Annotated in this window: 19 protein-coding genes; 8 read left to right on the top strand and 11 right to left on the bottom strand. The window is 65.0% G+C overall.

Annotated features, from left to right (window positions below):
* Positions 1–28 precede the first annotated feature (28 nt).
* Positions 29–850, bottom strand: coding sequence for an IclR family transcriptional regulator (locus tag ACAM55_RS25535; protein WP_369657064.1), 822 nt, complete (start codon positions 848–850; stop codon positions 29–31).
* Between the two features lie 131 nt (positions 851–981).
* On the opposite strand from ACAM55_RS25535, the gene ACAM55_RS25540 reads away from it, so the two are divergent.
* From ACAM55_RS25540 to ACAM55_RS25565, 6 genes are all read left to right on the top strand, one after another.
* Positions 982–1,893 (top strand): carbohydrate ABC transporter permease, encoded by a 912-nt coding sequence (locus ACAM55_RS25540; RefSeq protein ID WP_369657065.1) that lies wholly within the window; start codon positions 982–984, stop codon positions 1,891–1,893.
* 5 nt (positions 1,894–1,898) lie between these two features.
* Entirely contained in the window at positions 1,899–2,732 is an 834-nt protein-coding gene (locus ACAM55_RS25545; RefSeq protein ID WP_369657066.1) for a carbohydrate ABC transporter permease, read from the top strand.
* A 58-nt stretch (positions 2,733–2,790) separates the two neighbouring features.
* Positions 2,791–4,089 carry an ABC transporter substrate-binding protein gene (locus ACAM55_RS25550; RefSeq protein ID WP_369657067.1) on the top strand — a complete coding sequence of 433 codons (1,299 nt, stop codon included), beginning with the start codon at positions 2,791–2,793 and terminating at the stop codon, positions 4,087–4,089.
* Positions 4,086–4,943, top strand: coding sequence for a shikimate dehydrogenase (locus ACAM55_RS25555; RefSeq protein ID WP_369657068.1), 858 nt, complete (start codon positions 4,086–4,088; stop codon positions 4,941–4,943). Before ACAM55_RS25550 ends, ACAM55_RS25555 begins: the two co-directional genes overlap by 4 nt.
* Before the next feature lie 77 nt (positions 4,944–5,020).
* Positions 5,021–6,055 (top strand): Gfo/Idh/MocA family protein, encoded by a 1,035-nt coding sequence (locus ACAM55_RS25560; RefSeq protein ID WP_369657069.1) that lies wholly within the window; start codon positions 5,021–5,023, stop codon positions 6,053–6,055.
* Between the two features lie 11 nt (positions 6,056–6,066).
* Positions 6,067–6,495, top strand: a complete 429-nt coding sequence (locus ACAM55_RS25565) for a cupin domain-containing protein (RefSeq protein WP_369657070.1) — start codon at positions 6,067–6,069, stop codon at positions 6,493–6,495.
* 346 nt (positions 6,496–6,841) lie between these two features.
* On the opposite strand, the gene ACAM55_RS25570 is transcribed toward ACAM55_RS25565, so the two are convergent.
* Positions 6,842–7,138 carry a YciI family protein gene (locus ACAM55_RS25570; protein ID WP_369657071.1) on the bottom strand — a complete coding sequence of 99 codons (297 nt, stop codon included), beginning with the start codon at positions 7,136–7,138 and terminating at the stop codon, positions 6,842–6,844.
* Between the two features lie 304 nt (positions 7,139–7,442).
* On the opposite strand from ACAM55_RS25570, the gene ACAM55_RS25575 reads away from it, so the two are divergent.
* Entirely contained in the window at positions 7,443–7,880 is a 438-nt protein-coding gene (locus ACAM55_RS25575) for a winged helix-turn-helix transcriptional regulator (RefSeq protein ID WP_369657072.1), read from the top strand.
* A 58-nt stretch (positions 7,881–7,938) separates the two neighbouring features.
* On the opposite strand, the gene ACAM55_RS25580 is transcribed toward ACAM55_RS25575, so the two are convergent.
* The 6 genes from ACAM55_RS25580 to ACAM55_RS25605 form a co-directional block, all read right to left on the bottom strand.
* A complete protein-coding gene (locus ACAM55_RS25580) occupies positions 7,939–8,064 on the bottom strand; it encodes a hypothetical protein (RefSeq protein ID WP_369657073.1) in 126 nt (41 codons plus the stop codon).
* A 191-nt stretch (positions 8,065–8,255) separates the two neighbouring features.
* Positions 8,256–9,224, bottom strand: coding sequence for a 2Fe-2S iron-sulfur cluster-binding protein (locus ACAM55_RS25585; protein WP_369657074.1), 969 nt, complete (start codon positions 9,222–9,224; stop codon positions 8,256–8,258).
* Positions 9,221–10,069, bottom strand: a complete 849-nt coding sequence (locus ACAM55_RS25590) for a fumarylacetoacetate hydrolase family protein (RefSeq protein WP_369657075.1) — start codon at positions 10,067–10,069, stop codon at positions 9,221–9,223. Before ACAM55_RS25590 ends, ACAM55_RS25585 begins: the two co-directional genes overlap by 4 nt.
* Positions 10,070–10,132: 63 nt before the next feature.
* Entirely contained in the window at positions 10,133–11,116 is a 984-nt protein-coding gene (locus ACAM55_RS25595; protein WP_369657076.1) for a Bug family tripartite tricarboxylate transporter substrate binding protein, read from the bottom strand.
* A gap of 41 nt (positions 11,117–11,157) precedes the next feature.
* Positions 11,158–12,510: a Rieske 2Fe-2S domain-containing protein gene (locus ACAM55_RS25600; protein WP_369657077.1), complete on the bottom strand. Its 1,353-nt coding sequence runs from the start codon at positions 12,508–12,510 to the stop codon at positions 11,158–11,160.
* 13 nt (positions 12,511–12,523) lie between these two features.
* Positions 12,524–13,324: a hydroxypyruvate isomerase family protein gene (locus ACAM55_RS25605; protein WP_369657078.1), complete on the bottom strand. Its 801-nt coding sequence runs from the start codon at positions 13,322–13,324 to the stop codon at positions 12,524–12,526.
* 146 nt (positions 13,325–13,470) lie between these two features.
* On the opposite strand from ACAM55_RS25605, the gene ACAM55_RS25610 reads away from it, so the two are divergent.
* Complete coding sequence (locus tag ACAM55_RS25610; RefSeq protein ID WP_369657079.1) at positions 13,471–14,400, top strand: LysR substrate-binding domain-containing protein; 930 nt, start codon at positions 13,471–13,473, stop codon at positions 14,398–14,400.
* Between the two features lie 367 nt (positions 14,401–14,767).
* Here the strand turns inward: ACAM55_RS25610 and ACAM55_RS25615 are convergent, their stop codons facing one another.
* From ACAM55_RS25615 to ACAM55_RS25625, 3 genes are all read right to left on the bottom strand, one after another.
* Positions 14,768–15,952, bottom strand: coding sequence for an acetyl-CoA C-acetyltransferase (locus tag ACAM55_RS25615; RefSeq protein WP_369657080.1), 1,185 nt, complete (start codon positions 15,950–15,952; stop codon positions 14,768–14,770).
* A gap of 61 nt (positions 15,953–16,013) precedes the next feature.
* A complete protein-coding gene (locus ACAM55_RS25620; RefSeq protein ID WP_369657081.1) occupies positions 16,014–16,928 on the bottom strand; it encodes an alpha/beta fold hydrolase in 915 nt (304 codons plus the stop codon).
* A 51-nt stretch (positions 16,929–16,979) separates the two neighbouring features.
* Complete coding sequence (locus ACAM55_RS25625; RefSeq protein WP_369657082.1) at positions 16,980–17,780, bottom strand: SDR family NAD(P)-dependent oxidoreductase; 801 nt, start codon at positions 17,778–17,780, stop codon at positions 16,980–16,982.
* Positions 17,781–17,812 lie beyond the last annotated feature (32 nt).

A 17,812-nucleotide genomic window follows, 5' to 3' on the forward strand; every position in this document is an offset into this window, starting at 1 on the left:
TCCGGCGGGCTTCCGAGGGGGAAGACCTTTATCCATTGGAGACTTTCAGCGGCGTGATCCCCATCATGGCCTCCATCACCTTGCGGCTGGGCCACAGGTCGGCGATCTCCGCCGCGGTGGCTTGCACGTCGGGCGCGATGGCGGCGATGCGCTCCGGTGGGAGTCGCGCCACGGGGCCGGCTACGCTGACGGTGCCGATGGCGCGGCGGCTTTGCGGATCTACGATGGCGCAGCCCACTGCGCACGTGCCTGGCTCCCCTTCCTCGATGGATGTGCCATAACCGCGCTCGCGCGTCAGCGCGAGTTCGGCAAGCAGGCTGGCCTCGTCGCGCACGACTGGCCGGCCGAACCGGGAAGGCACGACGAAGCCGCGCGCCTTCACCAGCGCCACGGCCTGCGCGTCGTCCAGGGTGGCGAGCCAGGCCTTGCCGGTCGACGTGGCGTGCAGCACCACGGGCTGGCCCATATCGGGGTCGTAACGCAGGCCGGAGAGCGCGCCCTGGGCCTTGGCGATCCAGATCAGCGCGTCGTCTTCCACCAACGCCAGGCGCACCAGTTCGCCGGTGCGCGCGGCCAGACGGTCCAGGGAGGGCTGGCAAATCTCCGTGATGCCGGAGGCCGCGAGGAAGCGAAAGCCGATGGCGGCCAGCTTCACTGTCATGCGGTAGCGCTGGCTGTACTCGTCCTGCACCGCCAGCCCACGCCTCACCAAGATGGACAGCAGCCGGTGCACGGCGCTCTTGGGCAGTTCCAGTCGCCGCGCGACCTCGCTGATCGGCAGCCCCTGGGGGTAGTCGGCCAGCAGCGTGAGGATGTCCAGCACGCGCTCGATCATGTCGCCAGTGGCCACGAAATCTCCATGTATTTAGAACAGGGTTCCAATGTAGCACCGTCACTCGACGCAATATCAAGGGATATCCCGCATGACGAGGCATGTTCAAGCAACTACATTGGAACGACGTTCTATGTGAGGTCATTGTTATGAATGCCATTCCCTACGTGGAGGCCGCGACTGCGGCGCAGGCGGACCCCCGACCGCCGGGCTTCTGGTCGCGTTTCGCCTGGTTTGCGCCGGCCGTCGCGGTGTTGCTCGCCGTCACGCTGTATCCCACGGCCGTGGTGCTGTGGCTGAGCGTCCACCGCACGCGCCTCTACGAAGTGGTGGAAGGCGTGGGCTTGGCGAACTACGTCTCGGTGATCTCTTCTCCGGCCTTCCTCGAACTCAGCCTCAACTCCCTGCTGTACGTGTTCGGCGCGCTGGCAGTGGTGCTGCCTCTGGGGCTGGCCAGCGCCCTTGCACTGCAGAACATTGCGCGCGGCGCTGCGTACGTGCGCACCCTGCTATTGCTGCCCTGGACGCTGTCCATGGGCGTGGTGGGCTGCTTCTGGCTGTGGCTGCTCAATCCCTCATATGGGCCCATGAGCTATCTGATGCGGTCCCTGGGCATGGAGCCCGGCCTGATGCTCGGCGATCCTTCGCTGGCGCTCGTTCTCGTCATCCTGGTCACCGCGTGGTGGTCCTTCCCCTACGTGATGGTGATGATGAGCGCCTCGCTGCAAAGCATCCCGGCGGAGCTGTATGAGGCGATCGACATTGACGGGGGTGGCCTGCGCGCGCGCCTGCGCCACGCGGTGTGGCCGCACATCGCGCCCACGCTGGGCAGCACCGCGCTGGCGCTGGGCATCCTCTATCTCACGCTCATCACGCTGATCCTGGTGCTCACCGGCGGCGGGCCGCTGGGCTCGACCGCCACCTGGAGCTTCGAAGTGTTCTCCAGCGCTTTCCGCTCGGTGGACCTCTCGCCCTCGTCGGTCATCTCCGTCGTAGTGCTGGGGGTCAACCTCTTCCTTGGTTACCTTTACACGCGGCTCACCGGCCGCGTCTCGGGCTGAACATCATGCATATCCGCCGTTCCGAAAAAATGCTGTCCTGGGCCGTGCTGACGGCCCTGGTGCTGGTCGTGCTGATCCCGCTGTCGTGGGCGGTGCTCACCTCGCTCAAGAGCGAGGCCAACGTCATGGCCTACCCGCCTAGCTTCTTCCCTACTGAGCCGAGCCTCTCGGCGTACAAGGCAGTGTTCCGGAACGAGACCTTCGGCTCCGACCTGTTCAACTCGGTGCTGTATGCGGTCGGCGCGGTCGCGCTCGCAGTACTGCTGTCCGCGCCCGCCGGCTACGCGGCTTCACGCTTCGAGTTCCGCGGCAAGCGCACCGTGATGCTGCTGATCCTGTCCACGTCCATGATTCCCGGCGTTGCGCTGCTGGTGCCGACCTACTTCCTGCTGGACGCGCTGGGCCTCCTGAACAACGCGGCGGTCATCATCATGGTGCAGGCCGCGCGCCTGGTGCCGCAGACGGTGTGGTTCATGCAGAACTTCGTGGACGCCGTGCCGCGCGAGCTGGACGAGGCGACCCAGGTGGATGGCGCCAATCACTGGCAAACCTTCACAAGGGTCATCTTGCCGTTGGTGCGGCCCGGTATCGCCGCAAGTGCCGTCATCGGCATGGTCACGACCTGGAATGACTACATCACCGTGGCCGCGTTCGCGCCCGAGGTAGCGCACCGCACGCTGCAAGTGGCGCTGGTCAACCAGGTGTTCGACAGCATCGGCATCACCTGGTCGTACGTCATGGCCTACGCCGTGGTGTCCTCCCTTCCCATCGTGGCCATCTTCGTGCTCGCGCAGCGATGGTTCATCAGCGGCCTGACCGCCGGCGCCGTCAAAGGCTAGTCCACCACATGCGTACTTAAACCAGGAGACAAACATGAACGAGCAAAAACCAGCAAGCATGAACGAACAGAAACCAGCGCCCCGTACGAGCCGGCGCATCTTCCTGGGTGGCATGGCTGCCGTGCTGGGCGCACCAGCGGGCCGGGCCTTCGCGCAAACCACGGAGACCATCGCCTACGACACATTTCTCGACCCGGCCAACACCAAAGACCCACGCGCGGCGGCGCAGACGCAGATGATCGCGGCTTTCGAGGCCAGCCAGCCGCGTGTGAAGGTACGCGTGGTGGTGGACCCCGCCGGGCAAAACGGCGTACGCGCGGCGCGCGCCAAGTCGGACAGCCCCGACGTGATCCGCGTGAACAACTTTCAGATGCCTGAGTTCGTGTCCACCGGCTCGGTGCTGGCCATCGACGAGCTCATCGCGCGCGACAAGGTGGACACCACGGACTGGCTGATCAGCCTGGATCAGACGCGCGTCAACGGCAAGATCTGGGGCTTGCAGCAGGACTATCGGATCCCGATCTACGTCTACCGCAAGAGCAAGTTCGACGAGGCGAAGATTGCGACACCGCCGCGCACGTACGGGGAAGTGAGCGCGCTCGGCCCGCTGCTGACCAAGCAGAACCAGATGGCCTACGGCGTTCCTATCGGCCTGAGCGGCGGGATCGGCGGCGCGCAGGCTTTCATGGAGTTCATCGTGAGCTCCATCGTGGCGGGCAACAGCGACCCGTTCTTCGCGCCCAACGGCCGCGAGATCGGCTTTAGCGACAAGCGGCTGCTGCTGGCCGCCACCATCGTCAAGGACTTGTTCCAAAAGAAAGCTGCGACACCTGTGAGCCTGCAGTTCGCGTACAACGAGCTCCAGGATGGGATGCGGGCCGGCACGGTGGCATCCGCCACCTTCGGGCTGTACCGCTACCGTGGCCTGAAGGCTGCCGTGGCCGACGACCTGGCCTGGGCGCCGGCCCCTTCCGTGGAGCCCGACGACAAGCACGCGGTGTATGGCTTTCAGATGTGTATCAATCGCCATTCGCCACGCCAGGGCGGCGCGTGGGAGTTCGTCAAGTTCATGGCCAGCCCGGCGGCTCAGGCGATCGCCGCGCGAGGCGGCGAAGTGGTGGCGCGAGCCAGCGCCTACAAGGACGCCTATTTCAAGACGCCGGAAGCCGAAGACCAGCTGGGCTGGAAAGCGCTGGTGGAAAAACGAGGCCGCATGGTGAGCTACTCCATCATCCAGTCAACCTTCAACCAGATCTGCGGCGAAGCCTTCCAGCGCATGATCCTGCGTGACCTGGCGCCTGCAGCCGTGGCGCTCGAGGTGCGCACCCGCTACACCGAAGCGCTGGCCAAAGCATGATGCCGCATGTCACCGGGACAACCCGACTCTATGGGTTGGTGGGCGATCCGCTGACGACAGCCAAGTCGCCCGAACTATTGAACCGGCTCTTCATCGAACAGCGCGCGGACGCGGTTTGCGTCCCATTCGCGGTCAAGGACGATGACCTGCCCGCATTCGTCACCGGTGCACGGGCGTTGGGGAATCTCTCCGGCGTGCTGGTCACGATGCCGCATAAGCGACGGATGCTGTCCTTTGTCGACGAACTGCATCCGACTGCTCGTCAGGTTGGCGCACTCAACGTCATCCGCTGCGATAAGGACGGGCGTTGGGTCGGTGCGATATTCGATGGCCTCGGTTGTGTGCTTGGCATGCAGTGGGAAGGCAATGATCCGGCGAACAAGTCCGTTCTTCTCGTCGGCGCCGGAGGTGCCGGCAGAGCCATCGCGTTTGCAGTCGCTTCCGCGGGGGCCCGGGCGTTGACCATCTTCGATGTCGACGAGCGCCGCGCCGACGAACTCGCCAAATCCGTCGCCGCCGCAACCGGTTGCACCACAAATTCCGGTTCGGCCGATCCACGCGGATTCGAGATCGTCATCAATGCCACGCCGCTGGGTATGCATGCGAACGATCCCATGCCCGTGAATCCCGAGCGATTGGATCCCGGCAGCATCGTCGTAGACATCATCAATGCACCCGAGCCGACGCCGCTTTGTCGTGCCGCCGATGCACGCGGTTGTCGTACCCAAGGCGGACGCCCGATGCATGAAGGACAGGCACTGCATGCCCTTCGTTTTCTTGGATTCGATTACCGACCTGACGGCAAGTCACTACCGGACGGGCCCGAAACCACGCAGTTGTCGCCATCTGAATGAAAGGAAGATGTCATGAATAGGCTTTTCAGGGTTGCCGCGGCATTCCGTGCGGCTGGCTGCACGAGGGGAGAATACGCATGAAAGTTGCATTGCTGGAGGCCAGCCATTGGCATGTCCCGCTCTATCTTGATGCGCTCGAGACGCCAGGGATCGAGGTGGTTGCCGTTTCGGATGCGGAGCATGTCAAGGGAGAGGCAATTGCCGCGCGATTCGGGTGCAGCCTGTACTCGTCGCCCTATGAGCTGCTCGAGCGCGAGGAGGTCGATTTCGCGTTTGTGTTCGGTCGGCATTCCGAAATGCCTGCGCTCGCGGAAGCAGTGATCGCGCGGCGGATTCCGTTTGCGCTGGAGAAGCCCTGCGGTGTCAACATGTCGCAGGTTACCCGGCTGCGGAAACTGACCGAAGAAGCCGATCTTTATTGCGCTGTACCGCTCATCTTTCGCATGAGCGACCTGCTCAGCGCGGTCAACGGTGCCGAGGGCCGTGTCCCGTCGGACTTCAACTACATGTCCTTTCGTTTCATCGTAGGTCCGCCCGGCCGTTATGAAGCCGCGGGCTCAGGCTGGGCGCTCGATCCTGCGTTTTCAGGTGGCGGGTCCACGATCAATGTCGCAACGCACTTCATAGACTTCTTCAGATTGTTGACCGGCAAGGAGGTCACGCGCGTCTCTGCCGCCATGAACTCTCGAACGCACCGGGGTGCGGTTGAGGACTACTCGTTGCTGACGATGCAAACCGAGGATGGCGTGATCGGACTCGTGGAGACCGGATACAGCTTCCCCAGCACTTCGGATGAACAGCGCGAATTCTCGTTCACCCTTTCGTCCGATCGCATGTACGCGAAATCGGGACCCGACCGGATCGAGATCCGCGACCGAACCAATCTTGCCGCCGGCACTCGGAGCCTGCGTCTCGAGCTGGAAACCGACGCCTACTACCCGCTGTTCGTCAAGCGGGTGCTTTCTGAATGTCGCACGGGTGCAAAACCGATCGCGTCATTGCGCGACGCCGAGGCCATGATGCAGGTCATGGACGCGGCCTACGCTTCGGCTCGGCAAGGGGGTGCGCTTCAGACTCTTGCGCCGATTGGCACTCGCTCGCCAATCAACTGACGGGGAATTCCATGACCAAGACTGCGCGATACCAAGGTCCATTGCCGCTTGACCAGGCGAAATCCAAGTTTGTTCTCACCCCTCTCGAGGACAACCGCTTTCATCGAGATGGTCCTCGCGCCAATGTTGAGTACCGGGATCTCGGATTGGCGGATGCTTCAGGTGGCCGCATCAGCGCCAAGCACATCCGCGCTGTCCAGCCATTCGGCAAGGAGACCGGTTGGCATTGGCACGACATGACCGCGCACTTCGTGTACGTGCTGAAAGGTTGGGTCGAATTCAGGTTTGACGGCATGCCCGAACCGGTGACCGTCGTTGCCGGCTCCTGCCTCAGCCAGCCCGCCGGAGTGGCGCACAACGTCATTCGGCAATCTGACGACCTCGAGCTGATAGAGATCAACACACCCGCGGACTATGTGACGGTCGAATGTTCTCGCTGAGCGGCCGAGCCGACAAGCCTGCTGCCAGGTACGAGTTGGTCTCGCCCACGACCAGCCGATGGCTCAGCGCGGGCTCAGTCTCCGTAGAGCCGTCGGAGAACTGGAATGGCAGCGCACGGCCAGCGCTCGCGTAGATCATGCCGATGCTGGGTCTTGTGCTCCAGTCGGCGCGCGTCCTCGGCGTTCCGTGGTGCTGGAGGAAGTCGGGTGCTGCACAGGTGACGAAGTGGAACTCGCCGATCCGCCGCGTGACCATCATCCGCTAGCTCACTTCCCCAATGACGTGGCTCGCGTAGTTGCCCATGACGGCAATGCATCTTCTGCTTTCCACTTTTCACATAGGACGTCAGCGGCGGGCCGTCAGGTGGAGCATCTTGAAATGCTCGTAGTGTCCGACCCCGTTTTGAACGATAGGATCTTGCGAAGTGAGCTCGCCGATATTCTGGTCGTCTTCGATTTGGAACAGCGAGACACCATAGGAACCGGCAGGATCCATCACGGGGCCGTGCGCAACGACGACGCCTTTGCCGAGCAGGTCGTTCAAGAATACGCTGTGCTGCCCCATCCACTTTTTCTCGTCTGCAGACATGGTGGCAAGGAAGTCCGCGCGCGGCGGGATGAACTTGCACAGGTAGTGCTTCATGGCTCTCTCTTTCAAATTCTTGAGGTTTCGGGGGATTGCAGAACCTTGGCTCTTTGGTGTCCATGAGCCGCGAGATCCCATGGCTCATCGCATCAGGCGCTTGCGCGCCCTTGATGCCCTTTATTTTTCGGGCCCGCGGCCGGTGCCGACTACCTCATCGCCCGGTTGGTGCAGGTCATTGGCCAGCATCAGCCCAAGATCTGAAGATGCGCCCATGATCACGACTGCCTCCCCCGTTCGTTGATTTCAAAACTCGAAATTGCATGTTGGTATCAATTCAGGACCAAGTCAATATCAAAACGATATGAACTCCAGAAATGCTTCTGCGACCCCTTACCCTATCGAGCGCAGCCTCGCGTTTCTGGGTGACGCCTGGACGATACTGATCCTGCGGGACGCGAACTCTGGCGTGACGCGCTTCGACCAATTCAAGAAGAACCTCGGAATTGCACCGACGATCCTGGCCAAGCGCTTGGCAATGCTCACAGACGAGCGATTGCTCGAGAAGAGGCTCTATTCGGAACGGCCTCCGAGAGACGAGTACGTTCTGACCCCCGCAGGGCGTGATTTTCTGCCGGTGCTTTTAATGATTGCTGCGTGGGGTAAAAAGCATCGGGGGGCGGGCAAGCTCACGCGCTTTCTGGACGCCGAATTCGGTACCGAGATCAAGCCGACGGCGATTGATGCGGTCACGGGCGCGGAGATCGGGACACGTGCTATTCGCAAGTTGTCGCCCGAATGAAGAGTGCTGACCCCGCTGCGACGACGCCGCATCTTGGCAAGGACCCGAAGGCCCCGAATCACAGAAGCCCTCGTTCGGCCATCGACGCGACCGTGCTGCCCGCGGCGATCGGGTGAACCAGCGCCCACATGTCCGCCAGCGCGGCCGCCTGTCTGAGCGTCCGCGTCAGATGCTCGTCGGCCAACGAAGACCTCATGGGGCAAGGCCCCGAGCCCGCACCCGCAGGTCCTTGCGTGGGCCCATCGAACCTGCATCTCCAAGCGCTCAAGGAGGTCCAGCGCGGCATCCATCCACGGTGCGCGAGCGGTGACTACGCGCGCGAGGGCCAAACCCACGTGGCGAGACGAATTGCTTCAGATCTCAGAAAGATTCGAATCACAGGTCCACCGTCAACGTTTCGCCGTGCGCACGTGAACAGCACGGTAGGAATGCTTCGTTTCGGACCTTTTCCTGCAAGGTAAGAAACGAGTCGCGGTGGTCCACAATGCCTTCGAGCACTGGCGTGAGGCAAGATCCGCACACTCCCTGCTCGCACGAAGAAGCGACCTCGATGCCGCAGCGGGTCAAGGCCTGCAGCGCGGTCTCCGCGGCGGCGACGGTGATGCATTTGCCGCTTCGCACGGCGATCAGGTCGAACGCGCGGTCGCCACCGGACGTCGCCGCCGCCGCTGCCTGGAAGTACTCGTGATGCAGCCTGCTTTCATCCCAGCCGGCGGCCCGCGCGGTGCCCAGCACGTGGTCCATAAAGCCCTGAGGTCCGCACACGTAGAGATGCGCACCGGAGGGTTGCGATGCGAGCACGGCTTCGCTGTCGAAGGCGCTCTGCGCCTCGTCGTCCGGATATAGATGCACCGCGTTTGCGAACGGCGCGCGCTGCAGTTCGTCGGCGAAGGCCATGCGGTCTTTCGATCGCGCGCAGTAGTGCAGCGCGAAACGCGCGCCGCCCGCGTGCAAGGCCGCGGCCATGCTCATGATCGGTGTGATGCCGATGCCCCCTGCAACGAGCACCGAGGAGGGACTGTCCGGCCGCAATGGAAAATTGTTCCTCGGCGCCGAGATCCGCAACACGCTGCCTTCCCGCAGTTGCGCATGCATCGCCTCGGACCCGCCGCGCGACGACGCGGCGCGCGCCACCGCGATGCGATAGCGCCGTGGCGCAAGGCTGGGCCCGTCGAGCAACGAGTACTGCCGCACGAAGCCGTTCACATGAACGTCGATGTGCGCGCCGGCCTCGATAGCGGGCAGCGGCGCGGCGCCCGCCGCTTCGATCTCGAAGAGGCAGATGTCCCTCGCGACCTCCGCTCGGGCGGCAATCCGCGCCTCGATGAGCGCAACCCGCGTCATTCCGCACACACGGTGTTAGACAGCGTGCCCAAACCTTCCACCTCGACCTCCACCACGTCGCCCGCGTGCATGTACCGCGGCGGCTGCCGCTTGAAGCCCACGCCGCCCGGGGTACCGGTGACGATGACGTCGCCGGGCTCGAGCGCGGTGAAGGTCGAGATGTAGGCCACGAGGCTCGGCATCGAGAAGATCAGCTGCTCGGTGGTCGCGTGCTGCACCGTCTCGCCGTTCAACCGCGTGGTCAGGGCCAGCACCTGACCATCGGCTATCTCGCCGCGCGTGATCATCCACGGGCCGAAGCCGCCCGTCGCAGGAAAGTTCTTGCCGGGCGTCCATTGCGTGGTGTGAGCCTGCCAGTCGCGCACCGATCCGTCGTTGTACGGGGCATAGCCCGCGACGTGCGCCCATGCGTCTTCCTCCCGGATGCGCCGCCCGCCCGTGCCGATGACGATGGCGATCTCGCCCTCGTAGTCGAAGCAAGCCGACTCGGGCGGCAGCACCAGAGGCTGGCCGTGACCGGCCTGCGAAGACGCCACGCGCAGGAAGATGGTCGGCTGGCCGGTCTTCTCGCGCTTGGCCTCGACGCGGTGCGCCTCATAGTTCAGGCCCACACAGAAGATGCGCGACGCATCGGGTACGACGGGCAGCAGGCTGACGTCGCGCAGCGCGACGTCCGGCCGGGCGCCTTGGGCCAGCGCCTCGATCCCGGGCAGCCCGAGTTCCGACAGCGCGCTGCGAAGGGTCGGAAACCGTCCCTGCGAAGCGGCCTGGAGATCGGCGATGCGTTCGCCGACGAGCGCGCCCCAGCGCGCCTGTCCCTGGTGGGAATAGCTCAGAAGTTTCATGGTCGGAAAGGACCCCTCTCCTCGAGGGGCGTGTGAAGAAAAAAAGAGAACCGTGCGGCGCGGCTAGTCGGCGGTGATGCCGGCCGACTTGACGATCTTTCCCCACTTGTCGTACTCCGCGAGGAAATAGGTCTTGAACTGCTCGGGCGTGCCGCCGCGCACGCTGGCGCCCTGGGAAGCCAGGATTTCCTGCAGCTCCTTCTCCTGGAGCGCGGCATTGGTCTCGTGCGACAGCCTGTCGATGATGGGACGCGGCGTGTTCGCGGGCGCGAGCAGGCCGAACCAGGTGCCGGCCTCGAAGCCGGCGACGCCGGCCTGCTGCATGGTCGGCACCTGCGGGAACTGCGGTGACCTCTGCGTCGAGGTGATCGCGATGGCGCGAAGCTTGCCCCCCCTGACCAGCGGTGCCGAAGTGCTGAAGACGTCGAACATCAGGTCGATCTGGCCGGCGACGAGATCGACCAGCGCGGGTCCGCTGCCCTTGTACGGCACGTGCACCATGTCCACGCCGGCGAGCATCTTGAAGTACTCGCCCGCGAGGTGGGCGGCGCTGCCGTTGCCGAACGAGCCGTAGGAGAGCTTGCCGGGTTTGCCTTTGGCCTCGGCGATCAATTCGCTGACGCTGTTGACCTTGAGTTCGGGCTTGACCACCAGCAGCAGCGGCTGCGTCGCCACCAGCGTGATCGGATGGAAGGACTTGATCGGGTCGTAGCCGAGCTTGGGATAGATGTGCGGCGTTACCGCGAGCGGGCCCGCGGCGCTGAACAGCAGCGTGTAGCCGTCGGCGGGCGCCTTGGCCACGAAGTCCTGCCCCAGGGTGCCGCCCGCGCCGGCGCGGTTCTCGACCACCACCGGTTGCCCTAACCGCTCGGACAGCGACTTGGCCACCAGCCGCCCCGTCTGGTCGGTCGAGCCGCCGACCGCATAAGGAATGATGAGCTTGATGGGCTTGCTCGGATAGGTGTCGGCGTGGACGGTGGCGGCGCCGAGGAAGGCGCATGCGGCAAGGGCTAGCGCCGCGGGCCATCGGAATCTTGTGGGGGTCATTGTCTTGTCTCCTGGATGGGTATCGAACGCGAAACGTGTAGCTACTTGACGATGGCTTCCACCTCCGTGCCGCCGGTGACGGTGTGGGGCGCCTTGGTCGGCACGCGGCCGACGGTGTCGCCGAAGCGCTCGAGCATCACCTGCTCGAACGACACGCCCTCCGAGGCGAACCAGCTACCCGAACGCAGCCGGTAGGCTTCGTGCTTCAGCGGCGCCTCGGGCTCGATGCCGCGCGCCAGCGCCTTGGCGCCCGAGAGCACCGTGCGCCGGAAACGCACCACGGCGGCGTCGGAGGGCGAGAGATGCTCCCGCGTGCGGTCGCTGATGCGCCCCTGACTGTCCTGGATCATCGCGTCCTGCTCGGCGACGCCGCGCACGCCGGTGAAGCTGATGTGCTTCTGGTGCGCGCGGTCGATCAGGTACTCGTTCGAGCGGTTGCGGATCGGGATGTAGTTCGCGTCGACTTCCGCGATGACGCCGTGACCTTCCTTGAACTTCGCGACCTCTTCCTCGCCCAGCGGCCGGTCGGGGTTCCAGGCGTAGGTGTAGATCCAGCAGTTCTCGTCGTCGATCGGCACCCAGGTGTAGCCGAAGTGGGTTTCGCCGGGCAAGGTCGAGGGCGTGGTGCTGTGCGAGGGCAGCGCGAACTGCGCGCTGCGCCAGTAGCGCGCGCCGCCGTCTGCGCGGCGCGCGCCGCCCACCACGAAGCCGACCTCGTGCTCGAGGATCGAGAACTGCGGCAGTGGGTCTTCACGGATCCAGCGCAGCCGCTTCTCGTCGGCGGGCGCGTCGGGGTTTGCGTTCGACGGCACGCTGGGCGCCGGCATGTGCAGGAACGAGAAGTGCGAGGTGTCGAGCGCGCCTTCGATCGACTGCGCCCAGTTGCATTCCTGCAACTTCTTGGTCACGTAGCGGTGTGATTCGGGCAGGGCCGCGAACTCGAGCTGCGGCACCTGCGGCAGTTCCCGCTCCCAAGGGTCGGGGCCCATGTAGGCCCACACGATGCCGCCGTGCTCGCGCGTCGGGTAGGCCTTCAGGCGCAGCGTGTCGTGGTAGCTCGCGCCGGGCGGCACGTTCGGCAGCTCCACCGGGCGACCCTGCAGGTCGAACTGCCAGCCATGGAACACGCAGCGAATCGCGCAGTTCTCGTTGCGGCCGAAGTACAGGTCGGCGCCGCGGTGCGGACAGCGCGAGTCGACCAAGCCGACCACGCCATCGCTGTTGCGGAACGCAACCAGCCGTTCGCCCATGATGTTCACGCGCATCGGCGCGCCATCGGCTTCGGGCAGTTCGCGCGAAAGGGCCACCGGCTGCCAGAAGCGTCGGAAGAACTGCCCCATAGGTGTCTCGGCCCCGGTGCGGGTGAGCATGTCGTTGTCGGCTGCGCTGAGCATCTTCGGGTCTCCTTTAATTCGTTGTCGAAGCGGTTGTCGTTGCGGAGGCGTTCTCCGCGGCCGCATCACGGCGCGCACGCGGATCGCGGATGCCATGGCCCGCGGCCCACGCCAGCGTATCGAGCGTGTGGCCCGACGGCGCGTACTCGCAGCCGATCCAGCCCTTCCAGTCCAACTGCTCGACGAGCTCGAACAGGTAGGGAAAGCGGATCTCGCCTGTGCCCGGCTCGTTGCGGCCCGGCACGCTGCCGACCTGGATATGGCCGATGTGCGGCCACACCGCCTTCAATCGGTCGGCGATGGCGCCCTGCTCCATCTGGATGTGGAAAGTGTCGAAGCACAGCTTCACGTTGTCGCGGCCCAGCGCCTGGATCACCTCCACGCCCTCTTCGATGCGGTGGTACAGAAAGTCGGGAAAGCGCGCGCGGCAGCAGGGCTCGAGGATCAACGTCAGCCCGGCCGTACAGGCCTGGTCGGCAGCCCAGCCAATGTTGTCCTTGAAGAGGTCCATGCAGCGAGCCCGGTCCATGCCAGCGGCAATGTTGCCGGGCATCACGTGGATCATCGGCCCACCGACCTGCGAGGCGTACTCGATGGCGGTGTGGATGCTCTGCCTGAACTTCTGCTCGGCGCCCGGCAGAGCCGCATACCCACGCTCACCGGCGTCCCAGTCGAAAGGCGAGAGGATCTGCACCAGCTGCAGGCCGTTGGCGTCAAGCCGCGCCGCGATCTCGCGCGCCGGGTACTCGTAGGGGAAGGCCACCTCCACGCCCTGGAAGCCCGCCCTGGCGGCGGCTTCGTATCGTTCGAGCATGGGGTATTCGGTGAAGAGCCACCGTAGGTTCGGATCGAATCGGAGCATCGTGTCTATGTACGTTTATTTGCGGGATGAAGGGCATCGTAGGTAGCCGGCATTACTAAGACAAGCTAGACTTTTTAATGTCGAAGTGAGCTTGTCTTATGAATATCGGAAACGTCACCTTTCGCCAGTTGCGCGCCTTCGTCGCCATCGCCGATGCCGGGAGCTTCGCCGCGGCGGCTGGCCGGCTGCACCTCACGCCATCGGCGCTGAGCCTGCTGATTCGCGATCTCGAACGGAACATGGGCGTGCGCCTGTTTGATCGGACCACGCGCTCCACGGCGCTCTCGCTGGCGGGCAGCGAGTTCTATCCGCTCGCGCGGCGGGTGCTCGACGACCTCGCGCGCGCGCTGGAGAGCACGCAGGACCTGGAGCAAAAGAAGCGCGGCACGGTGCGCATCGCATGCACGCCCCTGTATGCCGCGACCACGCTGCCCGAGATGATCCTTCGCTACCGCCGCCGGTACCCGGCCATCGCGGTCTACGTGCTCGACTCGCTCAACCAGCAGGCCACCGCGCGGGTGGTGAGCGGCGAGGCCGACCTGGGCATCGCGCCGCAACGCCAGACGCCGCCCGAGCTGACGCAGCAAAGCCTCATGCGTGACCGTATACGCCTGGTGTGCCGCCCCGATCACCCGCTCGCCGCGCGAAGCCGCGTGAGCTGGGCCCAGGCACTGCAGCATCCTTTCGTGAGTCTCACGCCCGACTTCACGAACCGCCTGCAGGCCGATCTCTTCAAGCACTCAGCCTCGCTCGCGCTGCACCCGGCGCACGAGGTCTCGTTCATCACTACCGCGCTTGGCATGGTGAGGGGCGGCTTCGGTATCACAGCCCAACCGAGCCAAGCCTTGCCGTTGCTCGAGTGCTTTGGCCTTGTCTCGCGGCCGCTTCTGTCGCCGACCGTCGATCGGCACCTGTCGCTCTTCTGTCCGCGCGCGCGAGCCCTGTCGCCGGCAGCAGAAAGCTTCAGAGACTTCTTGATCGGAGAGTTATTGGAGCCTGAAGACGGCTCGGGAGACGCTGAACCATGAGCGTTGCAGCCAGAGTTGAGGACATGACGAAGGAAAGCAGCCGAGGAATCCGTCGACTCCGCGGCACGCGGCCTTCGCTGCATAGGTTTTCGCCTCGTTCGAGTGCCTACGACCTGATAGAGCGGCGGCGCGGCCGTGTGCCTGCCCCCTACCTGCCATTGCTCCGGAGCCCCGGATTGCCGATCTTCCGGAGCAGCTCTCGCGCACAGGCAGCAATGCCGCCATCAATGGGAGACTCACGCAGCAAAGGCATTGTCGGCCGGACTTGTTGGAGACGATCGGCTGATCGGTGACCTCGCCGCCTACCTGCACCGTGCCCCCGCCACGAGGTCGTCCAGGTAGTACAGGCCCATTGCCATCATTTCCATCAGAGAGTTTCGAGCGCCAGCGCGATGCCCTGACCGCCGCCGATGCACAAGGTCACGATGCCCCGCCTCAAGCCGTCGCGTCGCATCGAATGCAGCAAGCGCGTGGTCAGCACGGCGCCCGTTGCGCCGATGGCGTGGCCATGGGCGATGGCGCCACCCTCGACGTTGACGATGTCTTCCGGCAGGTCCAGCTCACGCAGGCAGGCCAGCGTGATCGCGGCGAACGCCTCGTTGATCTCGATGCGCTGGATGTCCGTGCGCTTCCAGTTGGCGCGTTCCAGGGCCAGTTTGACCGCCGGCACCGGCCCGATACCGAACATGCCCGGCTCAACCGCCGCGACGCCGTGCGAGACCAGGCGCGCCCATGGCCGTAGCCCGTGCTTCTCCGCAAAACTTCGCTCCGCAACGATCATCGCCGCTGCGCCGCTGTTGAGCCCTGGCGCGTTCCCGGCCGTGATCGTTCCGTCCTTTCGAAACGCCGGCTTGAGCTTGGCCAGTGATTCGACCGTGGTGTCGGGCCGATTGGCTTCGTCTCTGGAGAAGCTCACCGGTCCCTTGCGGCCGGAGAGCTCGATGGCGACGATCTCTTCCGCGAACTTGCCGGCAGCCTGAGCCCCGCTGAACCGTTGCTGTGAACGCGCGGCCCAGCGATCCTGGTCCTCGCGCGTGATGCCGTACCGACCGACGAGATCCTCGGTATGCCAGCCCGAGTGTTGACCGCTGAAGGCATCATGGAGACCGTCTCGCAGCATGCTGTCCAGCATCTGCGCGTCCCCCATGCGCTGTCCCCAGCGCGCGCCGGGCACCAGATAGGGGGCCTGGTCCATGTTCTCCATGCCGCCGGCAACCGCCGCCGCGGCATAACCCGCCGCGATCTCGAGTGCCGCCGTTGCGATCGCTTGTGCACCCGATCCGCACACCCGATTCACCGTCAGGGCGGGCACCTGCACAGGCAGTCCGCCGCCGATGGCAGCTTGTCGTGCCGGATTCATCCGAGTGCCGGCCTGGATCACGTGTCCCATCACAACGGTGTCGACGGCTTCCGCGGCCAGACCTGAGCGATGAAGGGTCTCGCGAATTACCGCGGCACCCAGTGCGGACGCGGGCGTCTCCTTGAGCGAGCCGCCATAGCTCCCAATGGGTGTTCGGACCGGCGCGCAGAGAACGATGTCAGGGGTGGGCATGAGAGCACCTCAGGTTGTTGCAGGTTGATCGAAGATCAGAAGGGATTCACGTCGAGCGGCATCAGGCCGCGGCTTTCGGCACGCTCGCGATTCGCATCGCGTCGTTCAACACCTTGGCAGGCACGTCCGGCCGCTCGAGGACGATGAAGTGACCGGCGTCAGGCACCTGGACGAACTCGGCCGCGGGGAGGAGCTGCTTGTTGGCTTGTCGGTCCGAGGGTCTTGACCAATCCTTCTCTCCGTAGATGAGGTGGACGGGTGCGCGGACCTCGGGGTAACGGGCGCGGGCCGCGATGAGGCTGGGCAGGTTCCCGTACACCGCGCGGGCGACGACCGGATAGCCGGGCCGACCTCCGACCTTCAACAGTTCATCAACGTAGTCATCGCGCAGGGCGGCCGTGTCGCCGAGACCCCCACGGAGCACGGCGCGCACGATCGGCTTGGGTTGGACGCCCGCGATGGTCTGGCCGATACCCGGCGCAAGCGCGCCGGTCACGACGAACCGGGCCAGCAGGCTGGACCGCGCGATGCCGCCCGCGTAGTCATAGGCATTGATCGCCACGACACGCCGCACTCTCTCGGGCAGATCGGCCGCGGTGGTGAGGGCGAGCGTCGCGCCCATCGACTCGCCGAGCAGCGTCACATCGCGCAAGTCGAGTCGGGTGATGAGGCTCTTGACTGCCTCGCGCATGGCCGGCTCCTCATAGGAGGCGCCCGGCACGATCTGCGAATATCCCATTCCAGGGAGATCGAGGGCATACACCGTGTACCGCTCCCGGACCAGCGGGATGAGGTGGCGGAAGTGCTCGGCCTGGGTGCGCACGGTGTGCAGCAAGACCAACGGCGGCCCCATTCCGCCCGAGAGATAGCGCAGTCGCCCCATGCTCCTCTCCTTTGACCCGCGTGGGTCGAGAAAGTGATCCTCGGTTCCGGGAATCCTGATGGCGGAAAGTGGATCATTGCTGGTCAGCGGCACGGTGGGTCTCCTCGAATCTTCAGGGACGCAGTTCGAATGCGATGCGGCCACTCAGCGCAAGGGCTGGTAGCGCGATGCCGCTTCGTTGCTCGAGAGGTGGGGCGCCATCGCCTTGCGCGCGCCTTCGTAGGCGTCCCAGAGAGCGACGTCGTGCAGCGACGGAAGCGTCACCGACTCGCCCCGGTCGAAGCCCAGCAAGGCGGCATCCACCAGGTCTTCGGCACGCATCACGATCTGCGCCGGCAGGTGTTCCACGGGAAGGCCGCCGCGTGCCCAGAACTCGGTGGCCGTCGCACCCGGCAGCACGGCTTGCACCCGCACGCCCTTGCCGGCCAGCTCGTGCTGCAGCGATTGACTGAAGGCCAACACGAAGGCCTTGCTGCCGCCATACACGCCGTTCAGGGCCTCTGGCGAGACGGCCACGATGGAGGCGACGTTGATCAACGCACCGCTGCCGCGTGCCACGAAGCCTGGCACCGCCGCGTAGCTCAGCCGGGTGAGCGCCGTCACGTTGAGGTCGATCATGCGCGCCATCTGGTCCACGTCGCTCTCCAGCAGCGACGTGTGCGTGCCGATGCCGGCGTTGTTGACCAGCAGGGTGATGCTCGCATCCTGCTTGAGCTTGTTTTCCACGCTGCGCAGCGCCACCGGATCGTTCAGGTCAGCGGGAAAGACCTCCACCGCGCGGCCGTAGCGATTGCTGATGTCCTCGGCCAGCGGGTTCAAACGCTCGCGGCTGCGGGCGACGAGGATGAGGTCGTAACCACGCCGCGCCAGGCGGTCGGCGTAGAGAGCCCCGATCCCGGAGGAGGCTCCGGTGATGAGGGCGGTGCCCAGGCTTGTCTGCGTCATGGTGGTGCTCCGTCTTGGTGTTTCGATGGTGC

The organism is Variovorax sp. V213 (assembly GCF_041154455.1).
Lineage (GTDB): Bacteria > Pseudomonadota > Gammaproteobacteria > Burkholderiales > Burkholderiaceae_C > Variovorax.